The organism is Pseudomonas sp. TCU-HL1, assembly GCF_001708505.1.
Taxonomy (GTDB): domain Bacteria; phylum Pseudomonadota; class Gammaproteobacteria; order Pseudomonadales; family Pseudomonadaceae; genus Metapseudomonas.
Genome location: NZ_CP015992.1, coordinates 208840 through 231117, shown reverse-complemented (window position 1 = coordinate 231117; position 22278 = coordinate 208840). Strand labels below are relative to the sequence as shown.

Genomic DNA, 22278 nt, shown 5'->3' with positions numbered 1-22278 from the left:
CAGGCGCATCCATCAGCGCGCCTGCACGCGCCCCGGGCTCCATACGCACAAGACTCCTACCAGCGAGTCGTGCAGGACTCGCAACCGTATTAGCCGCAGGAACCCCCATGCCCGACTATCGCTCGAAAACCTCCACCCACGGCCGCAACATGGCCGGCGCCCGCGCCCTCTGGCGCGCCACCGGGATGAAGGACGAAGACTTCAAGAAACCGATCATCGCCATCGCCAACTCCTTCACCCAGTTCGTGCCCGGTCACGTGCACCTGAAGGACCTGGGGCAACTGGTGGCCCGCGAGATCGAGAAGCACGGCGGCGTGGCGAAGGAATTCAACACCATCGCCGTCGACGACGGCATCGCCATGGGCCACGACGGCATGCTCTATTCCCTGCCGAGCCGCGAGATCATCGCCGACTCCGTGGAATACATGGTCAACGCCCACTGCGCCGACGCCATCGTCTGCATCTCCAACTGCGACAAGATCACCCCCGGCATGCTGATGGCCGCCCTGCGCCTGAACATCCCGGTGGTCTTCGTTTCCGGCGGCCCGATGGAAGCCGGCAAGACCAAGCTGGCCAGCCACGGCCTGGACCTGGTCGATGCCATGGTCGCCGCCGCCGATGAATCCTGCTCCGACGAGAAGGTCGCCGAGTACGAGCGCAGCGCCTGCCCCACCTGCGGTTCCTGCTCCGGCATGTTCACCGCCAACTCGATGAACTGCCTGACCGAGGCCCTCGGCCTGTCGCTGCCGGGCAACGGTTCCACACTGGCCACCCACGCCGACCGCGAGCAACTGTTCCTGCGCGCCGGCCGCCTGGCCGTCGAGCTCTGCCAGCGTTACTACGGCGAAGGCGATGACAGCGTGCTGCCGCGCAACATCGCCAACTTCAAGGCGTTCGAGAACGCCATGACCCTGGACATCGCCATGGGCGGTTCCACCAACACCATCCTGCACCTGCTGGCCGCGGCCCAGGAAGCGGAGATCGATTTCGACCTGCGCGACATCGATCGCCTGTCGCGCAAGGTGCCGCAGCTGTGCAAGGTGGCGCCGAACATCCAGAAGTACCACATGGAAGACGTGCACCGCGCCGGTGGCATCTTCAGCATCCTCGGCGAGCTGGCCCGTGGCGGCCTGCTGCACACCGACGTGGCCACCGTGCACAGCCCGAGCATGGCCGACGCCATCGCCCGGTGGGACATCACCCAGACCCGGGATGAAGCCGTCCACACCTTCTTCAAGGCAGGCCCGGCCGGCATCCCCACCCAGGTTGCATTCAGCCAGTCCACACGCTGGGACACCCTGGACGACGACCGCGCCGAAGGCTGCATCCGCAGCGTCGAGCACGCCTACTCCCAGGAAGGCGGCCTGGCTGTCCTGTACGGCAACATCGCCCTGGACGGCTGCGTGGTGAAGACCGCCGGCGTGGATGAGTCGATCCACGTGTTCGAAGGCACCGCGAAGATCTTCGAGAGCCAGGACGCCGCCGTGAAAGGCATCCTCGCCGACGAGGTCAAGGCCGGCGATGTGGTGATCATTCGCTACGAAGGCCCGAAAGGTGGCCCGGGCATGCAGGAAATGCTCTACCCGACCAGCTACCTGAAGTCCAAGGGACTGGGCAAACAGTGCGCCCTGCTCACCGACGGCCGTTTCTCCGGCGGCACCTCGGGCCTGTCCATCGGCCATGCTTCGCCGGAAGCCGCCGCCGGCGGCGCCATCGGCCTGGTGGAAGACGGCGACAGGATCCACATCGACATCCACAATCGCACCATCCAGCTACTGGTCAGCGATGAAGAGCTGTCGCACCGCCGTCACGCCCAGGACAAGAAGGGCTGGAAACCCGCCGCCCCGCGCGCGCGCAAGGTGACCACCGCCCTGAAGGCCTACGCCCTGCTGGCCACCAGCGCCGACAAGGGCGCGGTGCGCAACAAGGCGATGCTCGACCACTGATAGTCCCGGCAGTCCAGAAGCCCGGCCCTGCGCCGGGCTTTCCTTTTGTGGAAGCGAATTCATTGGCGAAAGGACTGCGCAGAAACCCCGTAGATACCGTCTTGTTTAGCCCCGGGCAAGGGCCAGTTGGGCATCGAATGGCTGGCCGGATTTCAGTACGCCATAGGCGATATGCAACAGCTTGCGCATGGCCGCGCAGACGATCTGCTTTCCGGCCTTACCGCGGGCGCGCAGGCGCTGTGCCAGGGCATTGATCGCGGGGTTGTGGGTCATCGAGGTGATCGCCGGCATGTACAGGCCCGCGCGTAGCCGCGCTGAGCCCACACGGGAAATGCGTACGTGCCCTTTATGCTTACCCGAATCCTGTAGCTTCGGATTCAGCCCGGCAAAGGCAGTGATCGCTCGCGCGCTCTCGAACTGCAGCGGATCACCCAGTTCCGCCAGGAGCAGGGCGGCAGTCTGCTCGCCGATACCATCGATGCTGGTCAGCAGATCGCGTTTACCCCGCAGGTCTGGATCATCATCGATATGGTCGCGGATGGTTTTCAGGGTCTCGGCAATCTGCTCTTCGACACGCTGCAGCACTGAGTGAATCGACTCTTGCACGCTGGCATCGGCCACCCCCAGACGATTGCGCTCCATCTGCTCGATCTCCTTGAGATCCTGCAGGCGCCGCACCAGGGCACGCAGACGGCGGATCGCGGCAGGCTCGGGTTGCCAGGCGCGCAGCTCATCTTGATGGTGCTCGCCGTAGCTGGCAATCAGCTTGGCGTCGACCTGATCCGTCTTGACCCGTTGCAACTGGCTTCGCGCGTAATAGGCAATCTGCGCAGGATTCATCACGCAAATCCGGTAGCCCAGCGCGTAAAAGTGCTCAGCCAGCGCCTCGTGGTAGGTACCCGTCGCCTCCATCACGATCCAGGCCCCAGGTTCGCTGTGCTTGTTCAACCACTCCTGCAACACCTGAAAGCCCTCTGCGGCGTTGATCAGCTTGGCCTTGCTGCGGTACTTGCCGTTGGCCTGCAGGGTGGCGATATCGAAACTGTGCTTGGCAATGTCAATGCCGACGATGCTGGACATGCAACCTCCTCAATCCATCCAGAGTGATCATCACTGCACCCGGCCCGGCCTTGTGAATGCGAGCTCTCACTTGAAGTGGGCTCTAGATACCGTTCGAGCTATCTGAGTGAGTGTGGAGGGCCAGGGCACTATCTACGGGTCGGGCTCGAGGCCTAAGGGTGGACACGGCTTCCTGGCTCTCCCCCGATGATCAGTCGGGGACTATCACCCCTTGAGAGGGTGGTAGTCGAGATACAAGGTTGGCGCAGAGCGAAGCGAAGCCCAACAGGACCAGGCACCCGACCGCACAGCCGGCACCCTCACCAAACCTGACCACTCAGGTAGAATCGCCGCTTTTTTGCGGTCGATTCCCATGACTTCACTGGAAAAGCCCCCCGTCCTTGAGGCTCGTAGCGAGCTGCTCTACGGCCTTGAAGACAAGCCACGCCCGCTGGCGGCCATGCTCGCAGCACTGCAGCACCTGCTGGCCATCATCGTCCCCATCGTCACGCCCGGCCTGCTGATCTGCCAGGCACTGGGCGTATCCGCCCGTGACACCAACCTGATCGTGTCGATGTCCCTGGTCGTTTCCGGCATCGCCACCTTCGTGCAATGCAAACGCTTCGGACCCTTTGGCGCGGGGCTGCTGATCGTCCAGGGCACCAGCTTCAACTTCGTCGGCCCGCTGATCGCCGGCGGCGCCCTGATGGTCAAGCAGGGCACGCCGGTGGAAGCCGTGATGGCCGCCATCTTCGGTGTAGTGATGGCCGGTGCCGTCGTCGAGATGGGCATTTCCCGCGTACTGCCCTTCGTCAAACGGCTGATCAATCCCCTGGTGACTGGCATCGTGGTGCTGATGATCGGCCTGACCCTGATCAAGGTGGGCCTGATCAGCATGGGCGGTGGCTTTGGCGCCATGGCTAACGGCACCTTCGCCAACGGCGAGAACCTGCTGCTGTCCGGCACCGTGCTGGGGGTGATCCTGCTGCTCAACCGCATTCCGCTGGTGTGGATGCGCAGCTGCGCCATCGTCATCGCGCTGCTGGCGGGCTACGCCCTGGCCGCCTGGCTGGGTCGCCTCGACTTCAACGGCCTGCACGATGCGCCGCTGGTGCAGGTGCCGGTGCCACTGCACTTCGGCCTGGGCTTCTCCTGGTCGCTGTTCGTACCCATGCTGGTGATCTACCTGGTCACCTCGCTCGAAGCCATCGGCGACGTTACCGCCACCAGCAAGGTGTCGCACCAGCCGGTAGAAGGTCCGCTCTGGATGCAACGGATCAAGGGCGGCGTGCTGGTGAACGGCGCCAACTCCCTGCTGGCGGGCCTGTTCAACACCTTCCCCAGCTCAGTCTTCGCGCAAAACAACGGCGTGATTCAGCTGACCGGCATCGCCAGCCGCCATATCGGCCTGTCGATCGCCCTGATGCTGGTGCTGCTGGGCCTGTTCCCGGCGGTGGCTGGCGTGCTTCAGGCCATTCCCGAGCCAGTGCTGGGTGGTGGCGCCATGGTGATGTTCGGCGCAGTGGCCGCCTCCGGCATCAACATCCTCGCCGGAACCACCCTGGATCGCCGTGCGCTGCTGATCATCGCCGTGTCGCTGGCCCTCGGCCTGGGCGTGTCCCAGGTGCCGGAATTCCTCGCCCACATGCCGGCAGCCCTACGCAACATCCTCGAATCCGGTGTGGCCACCGGTGGCCTCTGCGCCCTGCTGCTGAACTGGTTCCTGCCGGAAACCCCGGCACAATCCCGCTAAGTGGCAGAATGGGCCTCATCTCCTGGTGAGGCCCACTCCATGCTCCCCCTTCGCATTGGCCTGATTTCCGATACCCACGGCCTCCTCCGCCCCCAGGCTCTCGCGGCGCTTGCGGGCTGCGACCACATCCTCCATGCCGGCGACATCGGCAAGCCTGAAATACTCGAAGCCCTGCGCCAACTGGCGCCGCTGACGGCCGTGCGCGGCAACAATGACACGCAAGACTGGGCGACGAAAATCCCCCATGACGCGTCGCTACAGTTGGGCGGCGTATCCCTCTATCTGGTGCACGATCAGGCCGACATCCCCGACGATCTCGCCGCGCGCGGTGTTGCTGTGGTGGTCACCGGCCACTCCCACAAGCCGCTGATCACCGAGCGCGCCGGGCTCCTGCACGTCAACCCGGGCAGCGCCGGGCCGCGACGGTTCAGGCTGCCGGTCTCGGTGGGGCTGCTGCGAATCGGTGAACGCCGGGTGGAAGCAGACCTGATCACACTGGCCATTGACCATTGAACGGCCCTCACGGACCATTCCCCATTTTCGTCCCGGATCGTCCCAATGAGCGTCCCCTCCCTGGCTATCGCAGCCCTGCCGGATGCTGGCCGTGCCGTCCTCTACGCACTGGCAACGAGCCATGCCGGCAGAGGCAAGAACAGTCTGCTCAAGCTGCTGCAGGTTCAGCGAGTCACTATGCCCGACGGCAGAGCCGCCAGTAACGAGAGCCTCTCCACCTTGCTCGATCTACTGGAACGCGCAGGCTGGGTCACACGGACAGTTACGACTAAGGGGTACAGCAACCAACTGGTGGAAGGGCAACGCCATCGCGTCCTGCTCCATCTGCATCAGCGGCGTGACGCCAGGTCCTGGCTTGAGGCATCGAGGAAACACCTTCAGCCGGCGAATTCCTGGCAAGGGATTTCCCCGGATGCCGCCCAGGAGGCCCTATGGCTGGAGTTGCTGGCGGGACGGCTCCCGGGGGTCGTCGATTCACTCCAGGTTCTGAGTCGCCATGTGCCGCTTACGCGCCTCCACGCCATTCACCCCATGTATCAGATGGCGGGCGATGCACAGGGACTGGAGCTATTCTCCCGTCTCGACGATGAGATGCGGTTGCTGCTGCTCGAGGACTACCTGGACCTGTGCAACCAGTACCTGATGCCCTGTCGCGCAGCCTACGAACTGGGCCTGGAGCACGCTCGATCCGTACCTCCGAATGAAGAAGGCGAGTTGCACTTCCAGCTCCTGCTCCAGGCGCTCTGGCGCGGAGACTGGCACAGCCTGGAAACCCTTGGCCGGCATGGTTACAGCCAGCTCCGGGATATTCTCACCAGCTTGCTGAAAGGCGATGTCGCCCGCACCCTGGAGCTGATCCAGAGCTGGATGAGCGGCCTGCGCAAGCAAACCGGCAAGCGCAAGATCGACCTGCCGCCCATCCTCAATGCGGTGTATGCCCTGGCCCTGATCGGCGGCTACCAGCCCACGCATCGCACGGCACTCAAGCAAGTCCTGTCGACGGGCATCAAGGCGGGCTACGGTCCCGCCTACCCCATTCTGGAAGGCTACTTCGAGCGGCTCCAGGGCCTCGCACCCCAGCAGCGGAGCCTGCATATTCCGACCCGACTCAACGGCCTTGACGGCCTGATGCTGGCACTCGTGCTGTACTGGCAGGACGCAGAACCCTCAAGAACAAAGGAATGGCGCAACGCCCTCAAGGACTATCGCCAGGTACTGGAGGACGACCATCTTGCCTGGCTCGCGGCGGAGTTCGACGCGCTGCTGGCTGCGCAGTTCAGCGAGCCGCGCCGGCTCGCGGATGTCCACCGGGAAGCCGGGCTGCGTCCGCTGCTGGAGCTCCAGCAGCGGCAGGAATCCTGGCAGCAGGCGCTGCAGGCTCTGAGCCAGCTCAAACCCAGATCCAGCGACAAGGCGACCCCGGCGAAGAGTGCGCGCCTGGCCTGGTTCATCAATCTGGACCGCTACATGACGCGCGTCGAACCCAGAGAGCAGAAGCTCGGCGCCAAGGGCCAGTGGAGCAAGGGACGGGTCGTTGCGCTGCAGCGCCTGGTCGCGGAAGGCGATGGCATGGACTTCCTCAATGAGCAGGACCGCCAGGCCATCCGCAAGATCCAGGTCTCCGCAAGCTACTACAACGACCGCTACGAACTGCCTACAGACCTGGCCCTGCCGGCACTGGTGGGCCATCCCGCGCTGTTCTGGATGGATAGGCCTGACATTCGCCTCGAACTGGTCGCCGGACAACACGGATTGCACCTGCTGGCCGAGGGCGAGCGTATCCACCTGCGACTCGCGCCCGACAACCTCGCTGGCAACAGCAATCTGGTGATCGAGAAAGAAACCCCGACCCGTGTGGTCGTCTACCCGATCAACCATGAGCTGAGGCAGATTGCTGCGATCATCGGCAACGGTCTGAGCATGCCGCTGTCAGCCAAAGCGCAGTTGATCGAAGCCATGGGCGCGATTGCTCCCCTGCTGCCGATCCATTCCGAGATCCCGGAACTGACCGCCCACCTCGAGACACTTCCAGCGGATACGCGGCTCTATGCCCACCTGCTACCTCTGGAGGCGGGGCTGCGCCTGCAATTGCTGGTGCGACCGCTGACCGAGGGTGGCTGGTTCGTTCCCGGCCAGGGCAGCCGCAACCTGCTCGGCGAGCGCGAAGGCAAGGCCGTACAGGTATGCCGCGACCTGGCGGCCGAACGCCAGTCACTCCAGCGTGTGCTGGACACCTGCCCCGGGCTGGCCCGTGCCGAAAGCGACGGTCGGGAATGGCAGCTGCAGCATCCCCAGGACGCCTTGCAGGCGCTCAGCGAGCTGAAGACCCTGGAGGGCGAGGCGCTGCAATGCGTCTGGCCGGAGGGCGAACGCATGCGCATCAAGGCCCACACCGGCCTGGGCCAACTGCGCCTGGGGCTGAAGCAGCGGGGTGATTGGTTCGTCCTGCAAGGAGGGATCGACCTGGACGACGGCAAGATCCTGCAACTGCGCCAATTGCTGGAACTGCTCAAGGCCTCTCCGGGGCGCTTCATCAACCTGGGCGACCGCGACTGGCTAGCCTTGGACGACCGCCTGCGCAGGCAACTGGAAGAGCTCGGCGGCCTGGCCGAGCGCGTGACCGACCGGGGCCTGCAGCTGAGCCCCTTGAACACCCCGCTGCTGGAAGCTCTGGCTGGCGAGGCCGGTGCCTTCGAGGCGGATCGGCATTGGCAGACGCACCTGGATCGGCTGACCTCGATGCGCCGTCATCAACCACAGGTGCCAAGGACGTTGCTGGCCCAACTGCGCGACTACCAGCAGGAAGGCTTCTGCTGGCTATCTCGTCTGGCGCACTGGGGCGTCGGCGCCTGCCTGGCCGACGACATGGGCCTGGGCAAGACGATCCAGATCCTGGCGCTGCTGCTCGAACGGGCGGCGCAAGGGCCGCAACTGGTCGTCGCGCCCACCTCGGTAACCCTCAACTGGCTAGCCGAGTGTGCCCGCTTCGCGCCCAGCCTCAGGCCACGCCTTTACCACGAAGCGCGCAGCCTGGAGGATCTGGGCCCCCTGGACCTGGTGATCGTCAGCTACGGCCTGCTACAGCAGGACAGCGAGGCCTTCGCCGCCCGCCGCTGGACCAGCGCGGTGCTCGATGAGGCGCAGGCGATCAAGAACGCCCAGACCAAGCGCTCCCAGGCAGCCATGACGCTGCAGGCGGACTTCCGCATGGTGGCCACTGGCACGCCGCTGGAGAACCATCTGGGCGAACTGTGGAACCTGTTCCGCTTCATCAACCCCGGGCTGCTCGGCAGCCAGGACAGCTTCACCGCTCGCTTCGCCAGCCCAATCGAGCAAGGTGATGCGGCGGCGCGCCGCACCCTCAGGAAACTGATCCAGCCGTTCATCCTCCGCCGCCTCAAGAGCCAGGTGCTGGACGAACTGCCCGCGCGCACCGAGATCACTCACCGGTTCCCCCTCTCGAGCGAGGAGGCCCATCTGTACGAGGCGCTGCGCCAGCAGGCGCTGGAGGCCATCGACCAGCTCGCCCCGGACGCAGGCCGACCGCTGCAGGTGCTCGCCGAGATCACCCGACTGCGCCGCTTCTGCTGTCACCCGTCGCTGTCGGTGCCCGGCAGCCCGCTGACGGGAAGCAAATTGCAGGCGTTCGCAGAAATCATCGAGGAGTTGCTGGCCAACGGACACCGGGCCCTGGTGTTCAGCCAGTTCGTCGACCACCTGCAGATCGTCCGTGCCTGGCTGGCGCGCAAGGGCATCGAGCACCAGTACCTGGACGGTTCGACGCCCACCCGGGAGCGCCAGAAGCGCGTCGAGGCCTTCCAGGCCGGCAGCGGCGATCTCTTCCTGATCAGCCTCAAGGCCGGGGGCAGCGGGCTCAACCTGACAGCCGCCGACTACGTGATCCACCTCGATCCCTGGTGGAACCCGGCCGTGGAGGATCAGGCCAGCGACCGCGCGCACCGCATGGGCCAGCAGCGCCCGGTCACCATTTACCGCCTGGTGACCGAGAACACCATCGAGGAACAGATCGTCGCCCTGCACCAGAAGAAGCGTGACCTGGCGGACAGCCTGCTGGAGGGCGGTGAACTGAGCGCCCGTCTGGATGCAGCCGCCTTGTTGCGCTTACTGCGCGGTGAAACGGACTGAGGCAGCCTTCAACAGCGTTGCCTCAGCGCTTCTCCCACACCTCGAAGGCATAGGCCGGCGTGTCCGTCGTCGCCTCATGCTCGATGCTGGAGGCCAGGCGCCATTCCTGCTGCGACACTTCAGGGAAGTAAGCATCGCCTTCCGGAGCCAATTCCACACGGGTCAGGTAGAGGCGATCGGCTGCTGTCAGGCCCTCGGCATAGAGCTGGGCGCCGCCGATCAGCATCAGCTCCTCGGCATCTTCCTCGCGCGCCCAAGCTTCGGCGCGTTGGACAGCAGCTTCCAGGCTGGGGAGGACTTCCGCCCCCTCCAGCACCAGACCGCTCTGGCGGCTGACCACCAGATTGAGCCGGCCAGGCAGCGGACGGCCGAGGGAATCCCAGGTCTTGCGTCCCATGATGATCGGCTTGCCGAGGGTCATCGCTTTGAAGTGCTTGAGATCCGCCGGCAGGTGCCAGGGCAATTGGTTGTCGCGACCGATCACGCGATTCTGCGCGAGGGCGGCGATCAGACAGAGGGGCAGGGTCTTGTTCATGGCGGCGAGAATACCGGCTGCCGCCTGGGAGAGAAAGCCAACGGAGGATGGGCGCGGGCGGTGGTATGCCCCTGTATCGCGGAGCGGGACCACATCTGCGAGGGGCGCCATTCGTCGCCCGGCATTTTCCTGACCAATAGGTCAACTAACTATAATGCTGAAATAACAGAAATTTACTGGAGATAGCCGAAGAACAGATGAAAAATAAGACCTGAAAAATTGTATACAAAGCACTAGTCAATAGCCCAGTTAATTGTCTACAGTTGCCGGCACAATAACAAAACCGAGAGCCCACCATGACAGTCCCATCCGCAAGTCCGTCCCCGGTGCAACGCCCGGAAGACGAAAACCTCGGCATTGGAGCCAACCTCGCCTACGGTCTGCAGCATGTGCTGACCATGTATGGCGGCATTGTCGCGGTACCCCTGATCATCGGCCAGGCCGCCGGGCTATCGCCCGCGGACATCGGCCTGCTGATCGCAGCCTCGCTGTTCGCCGGCGGTCTGGCCACCTTGCTGCAAACCATCGGCCTGCCGTTATTCGGCTGCCAGTTGCCGCTGGTGCAGGGCGTGTCCTTCGCCGGCGTTGCAACCATGATCGCCATCATCGGCAGTAACGGCGCCGGTGGCATCCCGGCGGTGCTGGGTGCGGTGATCGCCGCCTCGCTGATCGGCCTGCTGATCACTCCAGTGTTCTCACGCATCACCAAGTTCTTCCCGCCACTGGTCACCGGTATCGTCATCACGACCATCGGCCTGACTCTCATGCCGGTGGCCGCCCGCTGGGCCATGGGAGGCAACAGCCAGTCGCCGGAATTCGGCAGCATGGCCAACGTCAGCCTGGCCGCCTTCACCCTCGCAACCGTGCTGCTGCTGAGCAAGCTGGGCAGCGCCAGCATCTCGCGCCTGTCGATCCTGCTGGCCATGGTCATCGGCACCGTAGTCGCGGTGTTCTTCGGCATGGCCGACTTTTCCAAGGTGCTCGAGGGCTCGCTGGTCGCCCTGCCCACGCCGCTGCACTTCGGCATGCCCGAGTTCCACATCGCGGCCATCCTGTCGATGCTGATCGTGATCATCGTGACCCTGGTGGAAACCTCGGCCGACATCCTTGCCGTTGGCGAGATCATCGGCACCAAGGTCGACTCCAAGCGACTCGGCAACGGCCTGCGTGCGGACATGATCTCCAGCTCCCTGGCCCCGCTGTTCGGCTCCTTCACCCAGAGCGCCTTCGCCCAGAACGTCGGCCTGGTCGCTGTAACCGGCGTGAAGAGCCGCTATGTGGTGGCAACTGCCGGCCTGATCCTGGTGACCCTCGGCCTGCTGCCGGTGATGGGCCGCCTGATCGCCGCCGTGCCCACCTCGGTACTGGGTGGCGCGGGTGTGGTGCTGTTCGGCACCGTGGCCGCCTCGGGCATCCGCACCCTGGCGCAGGTCGACTACCGCAACAACATGAACCTGATCATCGTCGCCACCTCGATCGGCTTCGGCATGATCCCGATCGCGGCGCCGACCTTCTATCACAACTTCCCGGCCTGGTTCGAAACCATCTTCCACTCCGGCATCAGCTCGGCAGCCATCATGGCCATCCTGCTGAACCTCATCTTCAACCACCTGAAAGCCGGCAACTCTGACCAGCAGTCGGTGTTCGTTGCAGCCAGCGAGCGCACCCTGCGCTATCAGGACATCGCCGCCCTGCACGAGGGCGACTACTTCCGCGACGGCAAGTTGTATGACTGCGATGGCAACGAAGTGAAGGTCACCGGCCACGATGACCACCACGGGGCGCCCCCGGCACCACCCCGCGCAAACAAGGTGGCGGAAACCTCCACCACTGGTTGAATCGGCAAGGCCGGCGCACTGCGCCGGCCTTCTGCTGATGATGGGCTTCGCCACAGCGGTTATTCTCTGGGCTCACCCTTGGCCAAGAGGCCCTTCGTGAGCGAAGCCACCCCCTCCTCCCCCCTTTCCCGCCTCGACCAGCTCTGGCTGACCGAGGCCATCCGCCTGCGCGAAGAACATGCAGGCCCGCTGGAAGACGCCGAAGCCAACCGCTGCGCCAATGCCGACGGTGGCGACCTCGAGCAACGCATCCAGGCCCGCGCCCTTTGGCTGGCCCGGCGCGACGGTCAGGCACAGGCCCTGCAGCACTGGCACCAGGGCGCGCGACTGGCCGGCCTGCTGCTGGTAGTAATGGCCCTGATGACCGGCGCCGGCCTGGCCGTAGCCGCCCTGGGCGACGGCCAGCGCCCGGTCAATCTGTCCTGGGCGCTGGGCAGCCTGCTTGGACTGAACCTGCTGATGCTGCTGGGCTGGGCCCTGTCGCTCTGCCTTGGCGGCAGCGCCAGCGCGCTCGGCCGAATCTGGCTCTGGCTCAGCGCAAAGCTAGCCCGCGATGCCCAGGCCGCACACCTGGCACCGGCCCTGCTCCTGCTGTTGCAGCGCCACGGAATGACGCGCTGGGGCCTCGGCGCCCTGGTCCACGGCGCCTGGTTGCTGGCAATGGGCAGCGCCCTGCTGGTTCTCCTGTTACTGCTGGCCACCCGCCGTTACGGCTTCGTCTGGGAAACCACCATCCTCGGCAGCGACACCTTCGTCGTACTCACCCAGATCCTGGGCGCGCTGCCGGGCCTGATCGGCTTCAGCCTGCCGGACGCAGACATCATCCGCGCGAGCAGCAGCGTGGTCGGCGCAGAGTCCGCGCGCCAGGCCTGGTCGGGCTGGCTGCTGGGTGTCACCTTCACCTACGGCCTGCTGCCGCGCCTGCTGCTGGGCCTGTTCTGCCTCGGGCGCTGGCTACGGGGCCGCGCGAGTCTGGGCCTCGACCTCAGCCTGCCCGGCTACAGCCTGCTGCGCGAGCGTCTGCAACCGGCCAGCGAACGCCTGGGTGTCTGCGATACGGCGCCTGTGGAACTGCCCGAGCCCCGTGCCGGCAACCTGAATGGCACCAGCCAGGGCGCATTGCTGGTAGCCATCGAACTGGATGACCGCCGCCCCTGGCCGCCCGCCCTGCCCAAGGGCGTGGGCGATGCCGGCGTGCTGGACAGCCGCGAACAACGCCAGCGCCTGCTGGACCAGCTCAGCCGTTTCCCTCCGGAGCGCCTGGCGGTGGCCTGCGATCCACGCCGCTCACCCGACCGCGGCACCCTGGCGCTGATCGGTGAGCTGGCACGCAGCGCCACGCAAACCCGCATTTGGCTGCTGCCCCCGCCCACGGGTGAATCGCTGGACAGCCAGCGCCTGGAAGACTGGCACCAGGCGCTCGATCGCCTGGCCCTGCCCCACGCCCAGGGCGCGCCGATGAACTGGTTGGAGACGGGCCATGACTAAACCGCTGAAGCTCGCCGTGGTCGGCCATACCAACGTGGGCAAGACCTCGCTGCTGCGTACCTTGCTGCGGGATCGCGACTTCGGCGAGGTGTCCCACCGCCCCAGCACCACCCGCCATGTCGAGGGCGCACGAATGTCGGTGGAGGGCCAGCCCTTGCTGGAGCTCTACGACACCCCCGGCCTGGAAGACGCCATCGCCCTGCTCGACCACCTCGAACGCCTGGACCGTCCCGGCGAGCGCCTCGACGGCCCCGCCTGCCTCGCCCGCTTCCTCGAAAGCAGCGAGGCGCGTCAGCGCTTCGAGCAGGAAGCCAAGGTGCTGCGCCAGTTGATAGCCTCGGATGCCGGGCTCTACGTCATCGACGCCCGCGAGCCGGTACTGGCCAAGTACCGCGACGAGCTCGCGGTACTGGCCATGTGCGGGCGGCCGCTACTGCCGGTTCTCAACTTCATCGCCAGCAAAGGCCACCGGGAACGCGATTGGCGCGAGGCCATGGCCCGCCTCGGCCTGCATGCCCTGGTACGTTTCGACAGCGTGGCCCCGCCGCTGGATGGCGAGCAACGCCTCTATGACAGCCTCGCCCTGCTGCTTGAACGGGCCCGTCCGCAATTGCAGCGGCTGGTCGAGGACCACCAGGCACAACGACGCCTGCGCCTCGAATCGGGCAGCCGCCTGATCGCGGAGCTGCTACTGGATGTGGCAGCCTGCCGCCGCAGTGTGCCGACCCAGGAGGCCGCCCTGCAGGCGGCCACCCAGGCGTTGCGCCAGCAGGTGCGCCAGCGCGAGCAGCGTTGCGTCGAGGCCCTGCTGCGGCTCTATGCCTTTGGCCAGCAGGACGCCGCGACCAGCGACCTGCCCTTGCTCGGCGGACGCTGGGGTGACGACTTGTTCAATCCGGAAACCCTCAAGCAACTGGGTGTGCGCCTGGGCGGCGGCATGGCGGCCGGAGCTGCTGCCGGCGCCGGTGTCGACCTGCTGGTGGGCGGCCTCACCCTGGGCGCCGCGGCAGCCCTCGGCGCCATCGCCGGCGGCGCCTGGCAGACCTTCGGCCACTACGGCGAGCGCCTGCTGGGCAAGCTCAAGGGGCAGCGCGAGCTGACTGTGGACGACGCCATCCTGCGCCTGCTGGCCCTGCGTCAGCGCCAACTGTTGGCAGCACTGGACGCCCGTGGCCACGCCGCCTTCGAGGCGGTGCGCATCGATACGCCGGAAGAAAAACAGTGGCGCGAAGGCAAACTGCCCGCCGCGCTGGGCAAGGCACGCGCCCATCCGGAATGGTCGTCGCTGAATCCGGGCGCAGAACTGGAACAGGCTGAGCGCCAGGGTCAAGTGTCGCTGCTGGCCACGAAAATTGGTGAACCAGGATGACTGCCCCGTCTCCACCATCGAGAAATAGAAGCACGAAAAGGATTCCGTCTTATGCAAGTTGAACAGTTCGTTTCCGGTCGCTGGCTGCAGCAGTACCAGTACAAGAGCTTTTCGCCAACGCCGGTAAACCGCGAATGGCAATGGCTCGATCCGCAGCTCAATACCCTTCTGGAGCGCGCCTCGCGGGCACTGGCAGAGTTGAATGCGCTGTCGTTGATGGTGCCGGATGTAGATCTGTTCATCCGCATGCATATCGCCAAGGAGGCCAATACTTCCAGCCGCATTGAGGGAACCCAGACACAGATGGACGAGGCCATCATGCGCAAGGAACAGGTCGCCCCGGAGAAGCGTGACGACTGGCAGGAGGTACAGAACTACATCGAGGCGATCAATACCGCCATCGAGGATCTCAAGCACCTGCCACTGTCCATTCGCCTGCTCAAGCAGACCCATGCGCTACTGATGCAAGGTGTGCGCGGCGACCACAAGCTGCCCGGTGAATTCCGCACCTCGCAGAACTGGATAGGCGGCAGCAACCTGAACAACGCGGTGTTCGTGCCGCCGCATCCAGACGAAGTTCCGGAGCTGATGAGCGACCTGGAGAAGTTCTGGCACAACGAGCAGGTGCAGGTACCCGACCTGATCCGTATTGCCCTGAGCCACTACCAGTTCGAGACTATTCACCCCTTTCTCGATGGCAACGGCCGGATCGGACGCCTGCTGATCACCCTGTACTTGGTAGACAAGGGGCTTCTGCACAAGCCTGCGCTGTATCTATCGGACTTTTTCGAGCGCAACCGGGGCGCCTACTACGATGCGCTGACCGTAGTGCGCAGCTCCAACGACCTGGTGCACTGGCTGCGTTTTTTCCTCACCGCAGTGGTGGAAACAGCCGACAGCAGCAAGAACACCTTTCTGGCGATCATGGCCCTGCGCCAGGATGTTGAGCACCACATCCTCGGCCTTGGCGGCCGCGCGGAGAACGCCAAGAAACTGCTGCTGTACCTCTACCAGCGCCCAATGCTCAGCGTGAACGAGGCTGCCGAGCACCTGGGAGTGACTCATCAGAGCGCCAATACTCTGATCAAGAAGCTGGAACAGATGAAAATACTGGTGGAAACCACCGGCTATGGCCGCAATCGCTTGTATATGTTCAAGCGCTACTTCGAGCTTTTTATGAAATAGATGCGGGCGTCGGCTTACACAGAAAAAACCTTATGTAACGAAAACTATTTTTTTTTACATAAGGAAAACTCTATGTAAAGCGGCCCACTCTACGGCGAAGAACCAGACCTTGAGCAAGCATCGCCTGGAAACCACATTTGAATTCGCTACCAAACACTAGCGGCTCCAAAGTGCTACCGCCGAAACGCTAACGACCGCCGGCCTCGATCAGGATGCGGTCGGCGCGGCATTCGTTGCGGTCACGCGCGCGGCTCGCGGCAAACTGGCCGTCCACCACACCCACCAGGCTGTCGGCCTGTTTCAGTTCACGCGGCAGGGCAACGCGGACTTCCTGAAGGTACTGGCCGCTGCAGATGAGCAGGAAGTTGTTTTGCGCCTTGCCGCTGCCGAAATCCGCGTCCACCTGTTCGTAGAAAGCGCGTTTCGAAATGGCGCCACCGATGTTGGCGACGATGTACTGCCCCGCCGCCGACTGGTCCAGCTGCCGCACCAGGTCGGCGGCACGGCGGAAATAGCGGTCATCGTCCATCTGGGTCTGGCAGACGCCGTGCTTGTCCCACTGGTAGCGACCGAAGCTCGTGCCGTAGCGGAAGTTCGGCATCCACGGGCGCACATAGGCCAGGGTGTCGGCGCTGAGCTGCATTGCCGGCCCGGCGCAGTGGCCGTAGTCCTTGCCGCAGGACTGGCGATTGGGCCAGAGGCCGTGCAGGGTCAGGTGGGAAATCTGCAGCTCGCCCGAATCCAGGCTCTCGCACTCCGGCTTCTTGCCGTTGTAGCGGGCGTGCTCGCAGAAGCCCGGCTGCCAGGTGGCCGCCAGCACATAGCCGTCATGCTGGTCCGGCACGCTGCAGATTTCGCCGCCACTTTCGGTCCTGGCGGGCTTGCGGGTGTTGAACACCAGCCCTTCAACGGACCCGCAGCCGGCCGAAACCCAGCGCAGCGGCGTGTCACTGCCCGGAACGCGGATACGCAGCCAGTCGTACTCGCGCCTGTTCACCTCCACCACCTCGTAACGCTGGCCCGGCTGCACCTTGAGGTCGTCCGGGTTGGTCTGTTTGCGGATGGACTGGAAAGCATCGCAGCGCTGGTTGGCGACGAAGTTGCCCTGGGCAGGTTCGGCCCAGGCGGTGAAGGACAGCCAGAGGCCGAAAAGCCCCGTGAGCAGGGCTGCAAGCGGGGCTTTCATGGTGACTCCTGTCAGTGGAGGGCCGGGACGTTGCCGTCCCGGCGGGTCAGACGGCGACCGGGGCCTTGATGTGCGGATGAGACTGGTAGCCCACCAGTTCGAAATCCTCGAACTTGAAGGCGAACAGGTCCTTCACGGCCGGGTTGAGCTTCATGGTCGGCAGCGGCAGCGGCTCGCGGCTGAGCTGCAGGTCGGTCTGCTCGATGTGGTTGGCATACAGGTGGCAGTCACCGCCGGTCCAGATGAACTCGCCCGGCTGCAGGTCGCAGACCTGGGCCACCATCAGGGTCAGCAGCGCGTAGCTGGCGATGTTGAAGGGCACACCGAGAAAGATATCGGCCGAGCGCTGGTAGAGCTGGCAGCTCAGCCTGCCGTCCGCCACATAGAACTGGAACAACGCATGGCAGGGTGGCAAGGCCATCTCGTCGACCAGGGCCGGGTTCCAGGCGGAAACGATCAGCCGGCGCGAGTCCGGAGTCTTCTTGATCATCTCCACGACCTTGGCGATCTGGTCGATGGATTCGCCATTGGGCGCCGGCCAGGAGCGCCACTGGTAGCCGTAGACCGGCCCCAGGTTGCCCTCTTCGTCGGCCCACTCGTCCCAGATGGAGACGCCGTTGTCCTTCAGGTACTTGATGTTGGTGTCGCCCTGGAGGAACCACAGCAGCTCATGAATGATGGATTTCAGGTGGCACTTCTTGGTGGTCACCATCGGGAAACCGTCGGCCAGGTCGAAGCGCATCTGGTGGCCGAACACACTGTAGGTGCCGGTACCGGTGCGGTCGCTCTTGAAGGTGCCGGTCTCGCGCACGCGGCGCATCAGGTCGAGATACTGTTTCATCGAACGACTCCTTGGGCGGCCTGGCGGCGGTAGGCCCAGACGATCAGGACGATGCCACCGACGATCATCGGCAGACAGAGGATCTGGCCCATGGTCAGCCAGCCGAATGCCAGGTAGCCGAGCTGGGCATCAGGGACACGGACGAATTCCACCACGAAGCGGAAGATGCCGTAGAACAGCGCAAACATGCCGGAGACCGCCATGGTCGGCCGCGGCTTGCGCGAGTAGAACCAGAGGATGGCGAACAGTGCCACACCCTCAAGGGCGAACTGGTACAGCTGCGACGGATGGCGCGGCAGCTGGGCCGGATCAGTGGGGAAGATCATCGCCCAGGGCAGGTCGGTCGCCTTGCCCCACAGTTCGGCGTTGATGAAGTTGCCGATGCGGCCGGCGCCAAGGCCAATGGGCACCAGCGGCGCGATGAAGTCCATCAGCTGGAAGAAGCTCTTGTTGTTGCGCTTGCCGAACCAGAGGGTCGCCAGCATCACGCCGATCAGGCCGCCGTGGAACGACATGCCGCCTTTCCAGACCTCGAAGATCAGCAGCGGGTTGGCGATGTAGGCCGACAGGTCATAGAACAGCACATAACCGAGACGACCACCGGCGATCACGCCAAGGGCGACCCAGAACACCAGGTCGGAGAGTTTCTCGCGGGTCCAGGTCGGGTCGAACGCATTCAGCCGGCGCGAAGCCAGCCACCAGGCGCCACCGATACCGATGAGGTACATCAGGCCGTACCAGTGGATTTTCAGCGGCCCGAGGGCAATGGCCACCGGGTCGATCTGGGGATAAGCCAGCATCACAGCTCCTTAGATCAGGAAGTTCAGGCCCACTGCCAGCAGCAGCAGGGCGAACAGGCGCTTCAGCAGGCGCGGCGACAGGCGATGGGCCAGCCGCGCGCCGAAGCGGGCGAAGAACATGCTGGTGACGGCAATGCCGACCAGCGCCGGAAGATAGACAAAGCCAAAGCTGTAGGGTGGCAGGTTGGCGTTGTTCCAGCCCAGCACCATGAAGGACAGCGCGCTCGCCGCTGCGATGGGCAGCCCGCAGGCGGCGGACGTGGCCACCGCCTGCTGGATTGGCACGCTGCGCCAGGTCAGGAAGGGGACCGTCAGCGAACCGCCGCCGATGCCGAAAATCGCCGATGCCCAGCCAATCACCACGCCCGCCAGGGTCAGCCCCGACTTGCCTGGGACACCGCGGCTGGCCTTGGGTTTCAGATCAAGGCCCAGCTGAATCGCCACAAGTATGGCGAATACACCGATGATCTTCTGCAACATCGGACCCTGGATGGCCGCTGCCGTGAGCGAACCGAGACCGGCGCCGAGTAGGATGCCAGCCGCCATCCAGGCGAAGACCGGCCAACGCACCGCGCCTTTGCGATGGTGCTCGCGCACCGAGTTGACCGAAGTGAAAATGATCGTGGCCAGGGAGGTGCCCACGGCCAGGTGGGTGAGGATGCCAGGATCGAATCCGTGAGCGGTGAAGCTGAACACCAGCACCGGCACGATGATCATGCCGCCACCGACGCCGAACAACCCGGCCAGCACTCCCGCACAGGCGCCGAGCACCAGGTAGAGCACGAATTCCATGGACACCCCCAAAAACAAAGCGGCATGTTAACGGAAGGCTGTTTTGCGCTCCACCTGGGGCGATGGACGCCAGCCGAAACCTGCCGATAACCCTGAAGGAAACCTCACGCAGCTCAGGTAGTTTTCCTACAGGCTGCTACACTCCGGCTCATAAAAAGGAGACGACTCCATGTGCCTGATCGTATTCGCATGGCGCCCCGGACACGAAGTCCCGCTGGTGCTCGCTGCAAACCGCGATGAATTCTACGCACGTCCCACCCTTCCCATGGCGAAATGGGAAGACGCACCCGGCGTGATTGCCGGTCGCGACCTGGAAGCCGGAGGTACCTGGCTCGGTGCCGGGCCCAAAGGCCGCTTCGCCGCCCTCACCAATATCCGCGACCCGCGAACGCCCCCGGTTGGCCGAACCCGCGGCGAACTCTGCGTGCAGTACCTGCGTGGGAGCATGGGGCCGGGCGAGTTCCTCGAAGACGCCTTGCGCCGTGCCAACGACTATTCAGGCTTCAACCTGGTAGTGGGGGACGACCGCGAGTTGTGGTTCCTCAACCCGCGCAGTGGCGGACCGATCAACCTCAAGGCTGGTGTCTATGGCGTCTCCAACGCCGACCTGGACACGCCCTGGCCGAAGGTCGAGCGCGGCAAGGCGGCGATTGCCGAATGCCTGGCGCCGCCGTCCACCGACTCCCTGCTGAACCTGCTGCACGACCCGGAAGTGGCGCCGGACCACATCCTGCCGGACACCGGCGTGGGGCTGAACACCGAGCGCATGCTCTCCAGCGTGTTCATCGCCACCCGCACCTACGGCACCCGGGCCAGCTCGGCGTTGATCGTCCGCGCTGACGGTAGCCGCGAACTGGTGGAGCGCAGCTACGGCCCTTACGGCGCCAAGCTGGGGGATGTGCGGATGGCATTGCAGGACTGACTACTGCCCGAGACACCACACTTGTGGGAGCGAATTTATTCGCGATTGAAATCGCTCCCACAAGAGCTGTTCCAGGATCATCCAGAAAACACAAAGGCCACCCGAAGGTGGCCTTTGTGTTTTGCAGCGCTGGATCAGGCGGTCTGGGTGGAAGCCGGCTTCCAGCTGGAGGCGGTAGCTTCCTCGGCCATGGTTTCCATCGCCTGCTGGATCGCGCGCTTGCGACGCTCCTCGGCCTGACGGGTGAAGAACCAGGCAAAGAAGGTGAACAGCGAGACAGTCAGCAGGATCAGGCTGGCCACGGCGTTGATCTCCGGCTTCACGCCCAGGCGCACGGCGGAGAAGACCTCCATCGGCAGGGTGGTGGAACCGGGGCCGGACACGAAGCTGGCCAGTACCAGGTCGTCCAGGGACAGGGCGAAGGACATCATGCCGCCCGCCGCCAGGGACGGCGCGATCATCGGGATGGTGATCAGGATGAACACCTTCCACGGACGCGCGCCCAGGTCCATGGCCGCCTCCTCGATGGACAGGTCCAGCTCACGCAGGCGCGCCGACACCACGATGGCCACGTAGGCCGAGCAGAAGGTGGTGTGCGCGATCCAGATGGTGACGATGCCGCGCTCCTGGGGCCAGCCGATCAGTTGCGCCATGGCCACGAAGAGCAGCAGTAGCGACAGACCGGTGATGACCTCGGGCATGACCAGCGGCGCGGTGACCATGCCGCCGAACATGGTGCGGCCACGGAAACGCGGGATGCGGGTCAGCACGAAGGCAGCCAGGGTACCCAGGGCCACGGCGGCGACTGCGGTGTAGAGCGCAATCTCCAGGGAACGGCCCACTGAGTTCATCAGCTGGGTGTTGTCCAGGAGGCCCACGTACCACTTCACCGACCAGCCACCCCAGACGGTCACCAGCTTGGAGGCGTTGAAGGAGTAGATGACCAGGATGATCATCGGCAGGTAGATGAACAGCAGGCCTGCCCACAGCATCAGGGTGGAGAAACTGAAGCGCCTCATACCTTGCCCTCCAGTTCTTTGGCCTGGTTCTTGTTGAACAGAATGATGGGCACGATCAGGACCGCCAGCATCACCACCGCCAGGGCGGACGCCACCGGCCAGTCGCGGTTGTTGAAGAACTCCTGCCACAGCACCTTGCCGATCATCAGGGTCTCCGGGCCGCCGAGCAGTTCCGGAATCACGAACTCGCCCACCACCGGGATGAACACCAGCATGGAGCCGGCGATGATGCCGTTCTTCGACAACGGCACGGTGATTTTCCAGAAGCTGTTGAAGGTGCTCGACCCGAGGTCCGACGCGGCCTCCAGCAGGCTGGCATCATGCTTCACCAGGTTGGCGTAGAGCGGCAGGATCATGAACGGCAGGTACGAGTAGACGACGCCGATGTACACCGCAACGTTGGTGTTGAGGATCTGCAGCGGCTCGTCGATCAGCCCCATGCCCATCAGGACGCCGTTGAGCAGGCCGTTGTTGCTGAGGATGCCCATCCAGGCGTAGACCCGGATCAGGATCGCAGTCCAGGTCGGCATCATGATCAGCAGCAACAGCACGGTCTGGGCTTCCTTGCTGGCGCGTGCGATGGCATACGCCATCGGGTAGCCGATCAGCAGGCACATCAGGGTGCTGAAGAAGGCGACCTTCAGCGAGCCCAGATAGGCCGCCAGGTACAGCTCGTCCTCGTTGAGCAGCAGATAGTTGCCCAGGTTGAGGATGAGTTGCAGCTGGTTGTCCGCCCAGGTGTAGATATCCGTATACGGCGGGATGGCCACGTCGGCTTCGGCGAAGCTGATCTTCAGCACGATGGCGAAAGGCAGCAGGAAGAACAGGAACAGCCAGAAGAACGGAACCCCGATGACGAGGTGCCGGCCGGTCGGCAGCAGGTTTT

17 protein-coding genes are annotated in these 22278 nt (G+C 64.5%); 9 read left to right on the top strand and 8 right to left on the bottom strand.

Annotated elements, in window-relative coordinates; all coding sequences use genetic code 11:
* Positions 1 to 107: 107 nt before the first annotated feature.
* Entirely contained in the window at positions 108 to 1946 is a 1839-nt protein-coding gene (ilvD, locus tag THL1_RS01075; RefSeq protein ID WP_069081545.1) for a dihydroxy-acid dehydratase, read from the top strand.
* A gap of 105 nt (positions 1947 to 2051) precedes the next feature.
* On the opposite strand, the gene THL1_RS01070 is transcribed toward ilvD, so the two are convergent.
* Positions 2052 to 3026 carry an IS110 family transposase gene (locus tag THL1_RS01070; protein WP_069081544.1) on the bottom strand — a complete coding sequence of 325 codons (975 nt, stop codon included), beginning with the start codon at positions 3024 to 3026 and terminating at the stop codon, positions 2052 to 2054.
* 352 nt (positions 3027 to 3378) lie between these two features.
* On the opposite strand from THL1_RS01070, the gene THL1_RS01065 reads away from it, so the two are divergent.
* The 3 genes from THL1_RS01065 to THL1_RS01055 are packed head-to-tail and all read left to right on the top strand — an operon-like array spanning position 3379 to position 9417.
* Entirely contained in the window at positions 3379 to 4758 is a 1380-nt protein-coding gene (locus tag THL1_RS01065) for a nucleobase:cation symporter-2 family protein (protein ID WP_069081543.1), read from the top strand.
* A gap of 39 nt (positions 4759 to 4797) precedes the next feature.
* Positions 4798 to 5271, top strand: coding sequence for a metallophosphoesterase family protein (locus tag THL1_RS01060; protein ID WP_069081542.1), 474 nt, complete (start codon positions 4798 to 4800; stop codon positions 5269 to 5271).
* A gap of 45 nt (positions 5272 to 5316) precedes the next feature.
* Entirely contained in the window at positions 5317 to 9417 is a 4101-nt protein-coding gene (locus THL1_RS01055) for a DEAD/DEAH box helicase (RefSeq protein WP_069081541.1), read from the top strand.
* A gap of 22 nt (positions 9418 to 9439) precedes the next feature.
* Here the strand turns inward: THL1_RS01055 and THL1_RS01050 are convergent, their stop codons facing one another.
* Positions 9440 to 9952, bottom strand: coding sequence for a dihydrofolate reductase (locus THL1_RS01050; protein WP_069081540.1), 513 nt, complete (start codon positions 9950 to 9952; stop codon positions 9440 to 9442).
* A gap of 296 nt (positions 9953 to 10248) precedes the next feature.
* Between THL1_RS01050 and THL1_RS01045 the strand changes: the two genes are divergently transcribed.
* The 4 genes from THL1_RS01045 (at position 10249) to THL1_RS01030 (ending at position 15832) form a co-directional block, all read left to right on the top strand.
* Positions 10249 to 11790, top strand: a complete 1542-nt coding sequence (locus THL1_RS01045) for a nucleobase:cation symporter-2 family protein (RefSeq protein WP_069081539.1) — start codon at positions 10249 to 10251, stop codon at positions 11788 to 11790.
* A gap of 96 nt (positions 11791 to 11886) precedes the next feature.
* Entirely contained in the window at positions 11887 to 13278 is a 1392-nt protein-coding gene (locus tag THL1_RS01040) for a DUF2868 domain-containing protein (protein ID WP_069081538.1), read from the top strand.
* The gene (locus THL1_RS01035) at positions 13271 to 14647 is read left to right on the top strand and encodes a GTPase/DUF3482 domain-containing protein (protein WP_069081537.1); all 1377 of its coding nucleotides are present in this window, start codon (positions 13271 to 13273) and stop codon (positions 14645 to 14647) included. Before THL1_RS01040 ends, THL1_RS01035 begins: the two co-directional genes overlap by 8 nt.
* A 51-nt stretch (positions 14648 to 14698) precedes the next feature.
* Positions 14699 to 15832: a Fic family protein gene (locus THL1_RS01030; protein WP_069081536.1), complete on the top strand. Its 1134-nt coding sequence runs from the start codon at positions 14699 to 14701 to the stop codon at positions 15830 to 15832.
* A gap of 187 nt (positions 15833 to 16019) precedes the next feature.
* Here the strand turns inward: THL1_RS01030 and THL1_RS01025 are convergent, their stop codons facing one another.
* The 4 genes from THL1_RS01025 to THL1_RS01010 are packed head-to-tail and all read right to left on the bottom strand — an operon-like array spanning position 16020 to position 19451.
* Positions 16020 to 17018, bottom strand: coding sequence for a ribonuclease T2 family protein (locus THL1_RS01025; protein ID WP_069081535.1), 999 nt, complete (start codon positions 17016 to 17018; stop codon positions 16020 to 16022).
* 46 nt (positions 17019 to 17064) lie between these two features.
* Positions 17065 to 17859, bottom strand: a complete 795-nt coding sequence (locus tag THL1_RS01020) for a thymidylate synthase (RefSeq protein WP_069081534.1) — start codon at positions 17857 to 17859, stop codon at positions 17065 to 17067.
* Entirely contained in the window at positions 17856 to 18659 is an 804-nt protein-coding gene (gene lgt / locus THL1_RS01015) for a prolipoprotein diacylglyceryl transferase (RefSeq protein ID WP_069081533.1), read from the bottom strand. The genes THL1_RS01020 and lgt overlap by 4 nt, the downstream gene beginning before the upstream one ends.
* A gap of 9 nt (positions 18660 to 18668) precedes the next feature.
* Positions 18669 to 19451, bottom strand: coding sequence for a sulfite exporter TauE/SafE family protein (locus THL1_RS01010; protein ID WP_069081532.1), 783 nt, complete (start codon positions 19449 to 19451; stop codon positions 18669 to 18671).
* A gap of 169 nt (positions 19452 to 19620) precedes the next feature.
* Here THL1_RS01010 and THL1_RS01005 point away from each other — a divergent pair, with 169 nt between their 5' ends.
* Entirely contained in the window at positions 19621 to 20373 is a 753-nt protein-coding gene (locus THL1_RS01005; RefSeq protein ID WP_069081531.1) for an NRDE family protein, read from the top strand.
* 134 nt (positions 20374 to 20507) lie between these two features.
* Here the strand turns inward: THL1_RS01005 and THL1_RS01000 are convergent, their stop codons facing one another.
* On the bottom strand, positions 20508 to 21392 hold the full coding sequence (locus tag THL1_RS01000; RefSeq protein WP_069081530.1) for an ABC transporter permease subunit: 885 nt from the start codon (positions 21390 to 21392) through the stop codon (positions 20508 to 20510).
* Positions 21389 to 22270, bottom strand: a complete 882-nt coding sequence (locus THL1_RS00995) for an ABC transporter permease subunit (protein ID WP_162493742.1) — start codon at positions 22268 to 22270, stop codon at positions 21389 to 21391. The genes THL1_RS01000 and THL1_RS00995 overlap by 4 nt, the downstream gene beginning before the upstream one ends.
* Positions 22271 to 22278 lie beyond the last annotated feature (8 nt).

Bases quoted from the DNA above. Each gene is read 5' to 3' on its own strand.
- THL1_RS01010 (WP_069081532.1), bottom strand. From the start codon at position 19,451: ATGGAATTCGTGCTCTACCTGGTGCTCGGCGCCTGTGCGGGAGTGCTG.
- THL1_RS01050 (WP_069081540.1), bottom strand. From the start codon at position 9,952: ATGAACAAGACCCTGCCCCTCTGTCTGATCGCCGCCCTCGCGCAGAAT.
- THL1_RS01005 (WP_069081531.1), top strand. From the start codon at position 19,621: ATGTGCCTGATCGTATTCGCATGGCGCCCCGGACACGAAGTCCCGCTG.
- THL1_RS01045 (WP_069081539.1), top strand. From the start codon at position 10,249: ATGACAGTCCCATCCGCAAGTCCGTCCCCGGTGCAACGCCCGGAAGAC.
- ilvD (WP_069081545.1), top strand. From the start codon at position 108: ATGCCCGACTATCGCTCGAAAACCTCCACCCACGGCCGCAACATGGCC.
- lgt (WP_069081533.1), bottom strand. From the start codon at position 18,659: ATGCTGGCTTATCCCCAGATCGACCCGGTGGCCATTGCCCTCGGGCCG.
- THL1_RS01070 (WP_069081544.1), bottom strand. From the start codon at position 3,026: ATGTCCAGCATCGTCGGCATTGACATTGCCAAGCACAGTTTCGATATC.
- THL1_RS01030 (WP_069081536.1), top strand. From the start codon at position 14,699: ATGCAAGTTGAACAGTTCGTTTCCGGTCGCTGGCTGCAGCAGTACCAG.
- THL1_RS01000 (WP_069081530.1), bottom strand. From the start codon at position 21,392: ATGAGGCGCTTCAGTTTCTCCACCCTGATGCTGTGGGCAGGCCTGCTG.
- THL1_RS01055 (WP_069081541.1), top strand. From the start codon at position 5,317: ATGAGCGTCCCCTCCCTGGCTATCGCAGCCCTGCCGGATGCTGGCCGT.
- THL1_RS01025 (WP_069081535.1), bottom strand. From the start codon at position 17,018: ATGAAAGCCCCGCTTGCAGCCCTGCTCACGGGGCTTTTCGGCCTCTGG.
- THL1_RS01020 (WP_069081534.1), bottom strand. From the start codon at position 17,859: ATGAAACAGTATCTCGACCTGATGCGCCGCGTGCGCGAGACCGGCACC.
- THL1_RS01035 (WP_069081537.1), top strand. From the start codon at position 13,271: ATGACTAAACCGCTGAAGCTCGCCGTGGTCGGCCATACCAACGTGGGC.
- THL1_RS01065 (WP_069081543.1), top strand. From the start codon at position 3,379: ATGACTTCACTGGAAAAGCCCCCCGTCCTTGAGGCTCGTAGCGAGCTG.
- THL1_RS01060 (WP_069081542.1), top strand. From the start codon at position 4,798: ATGCTCCCCCTTCGCATTGGCCTGATTTCCGATACCCACGGCCTCCTC.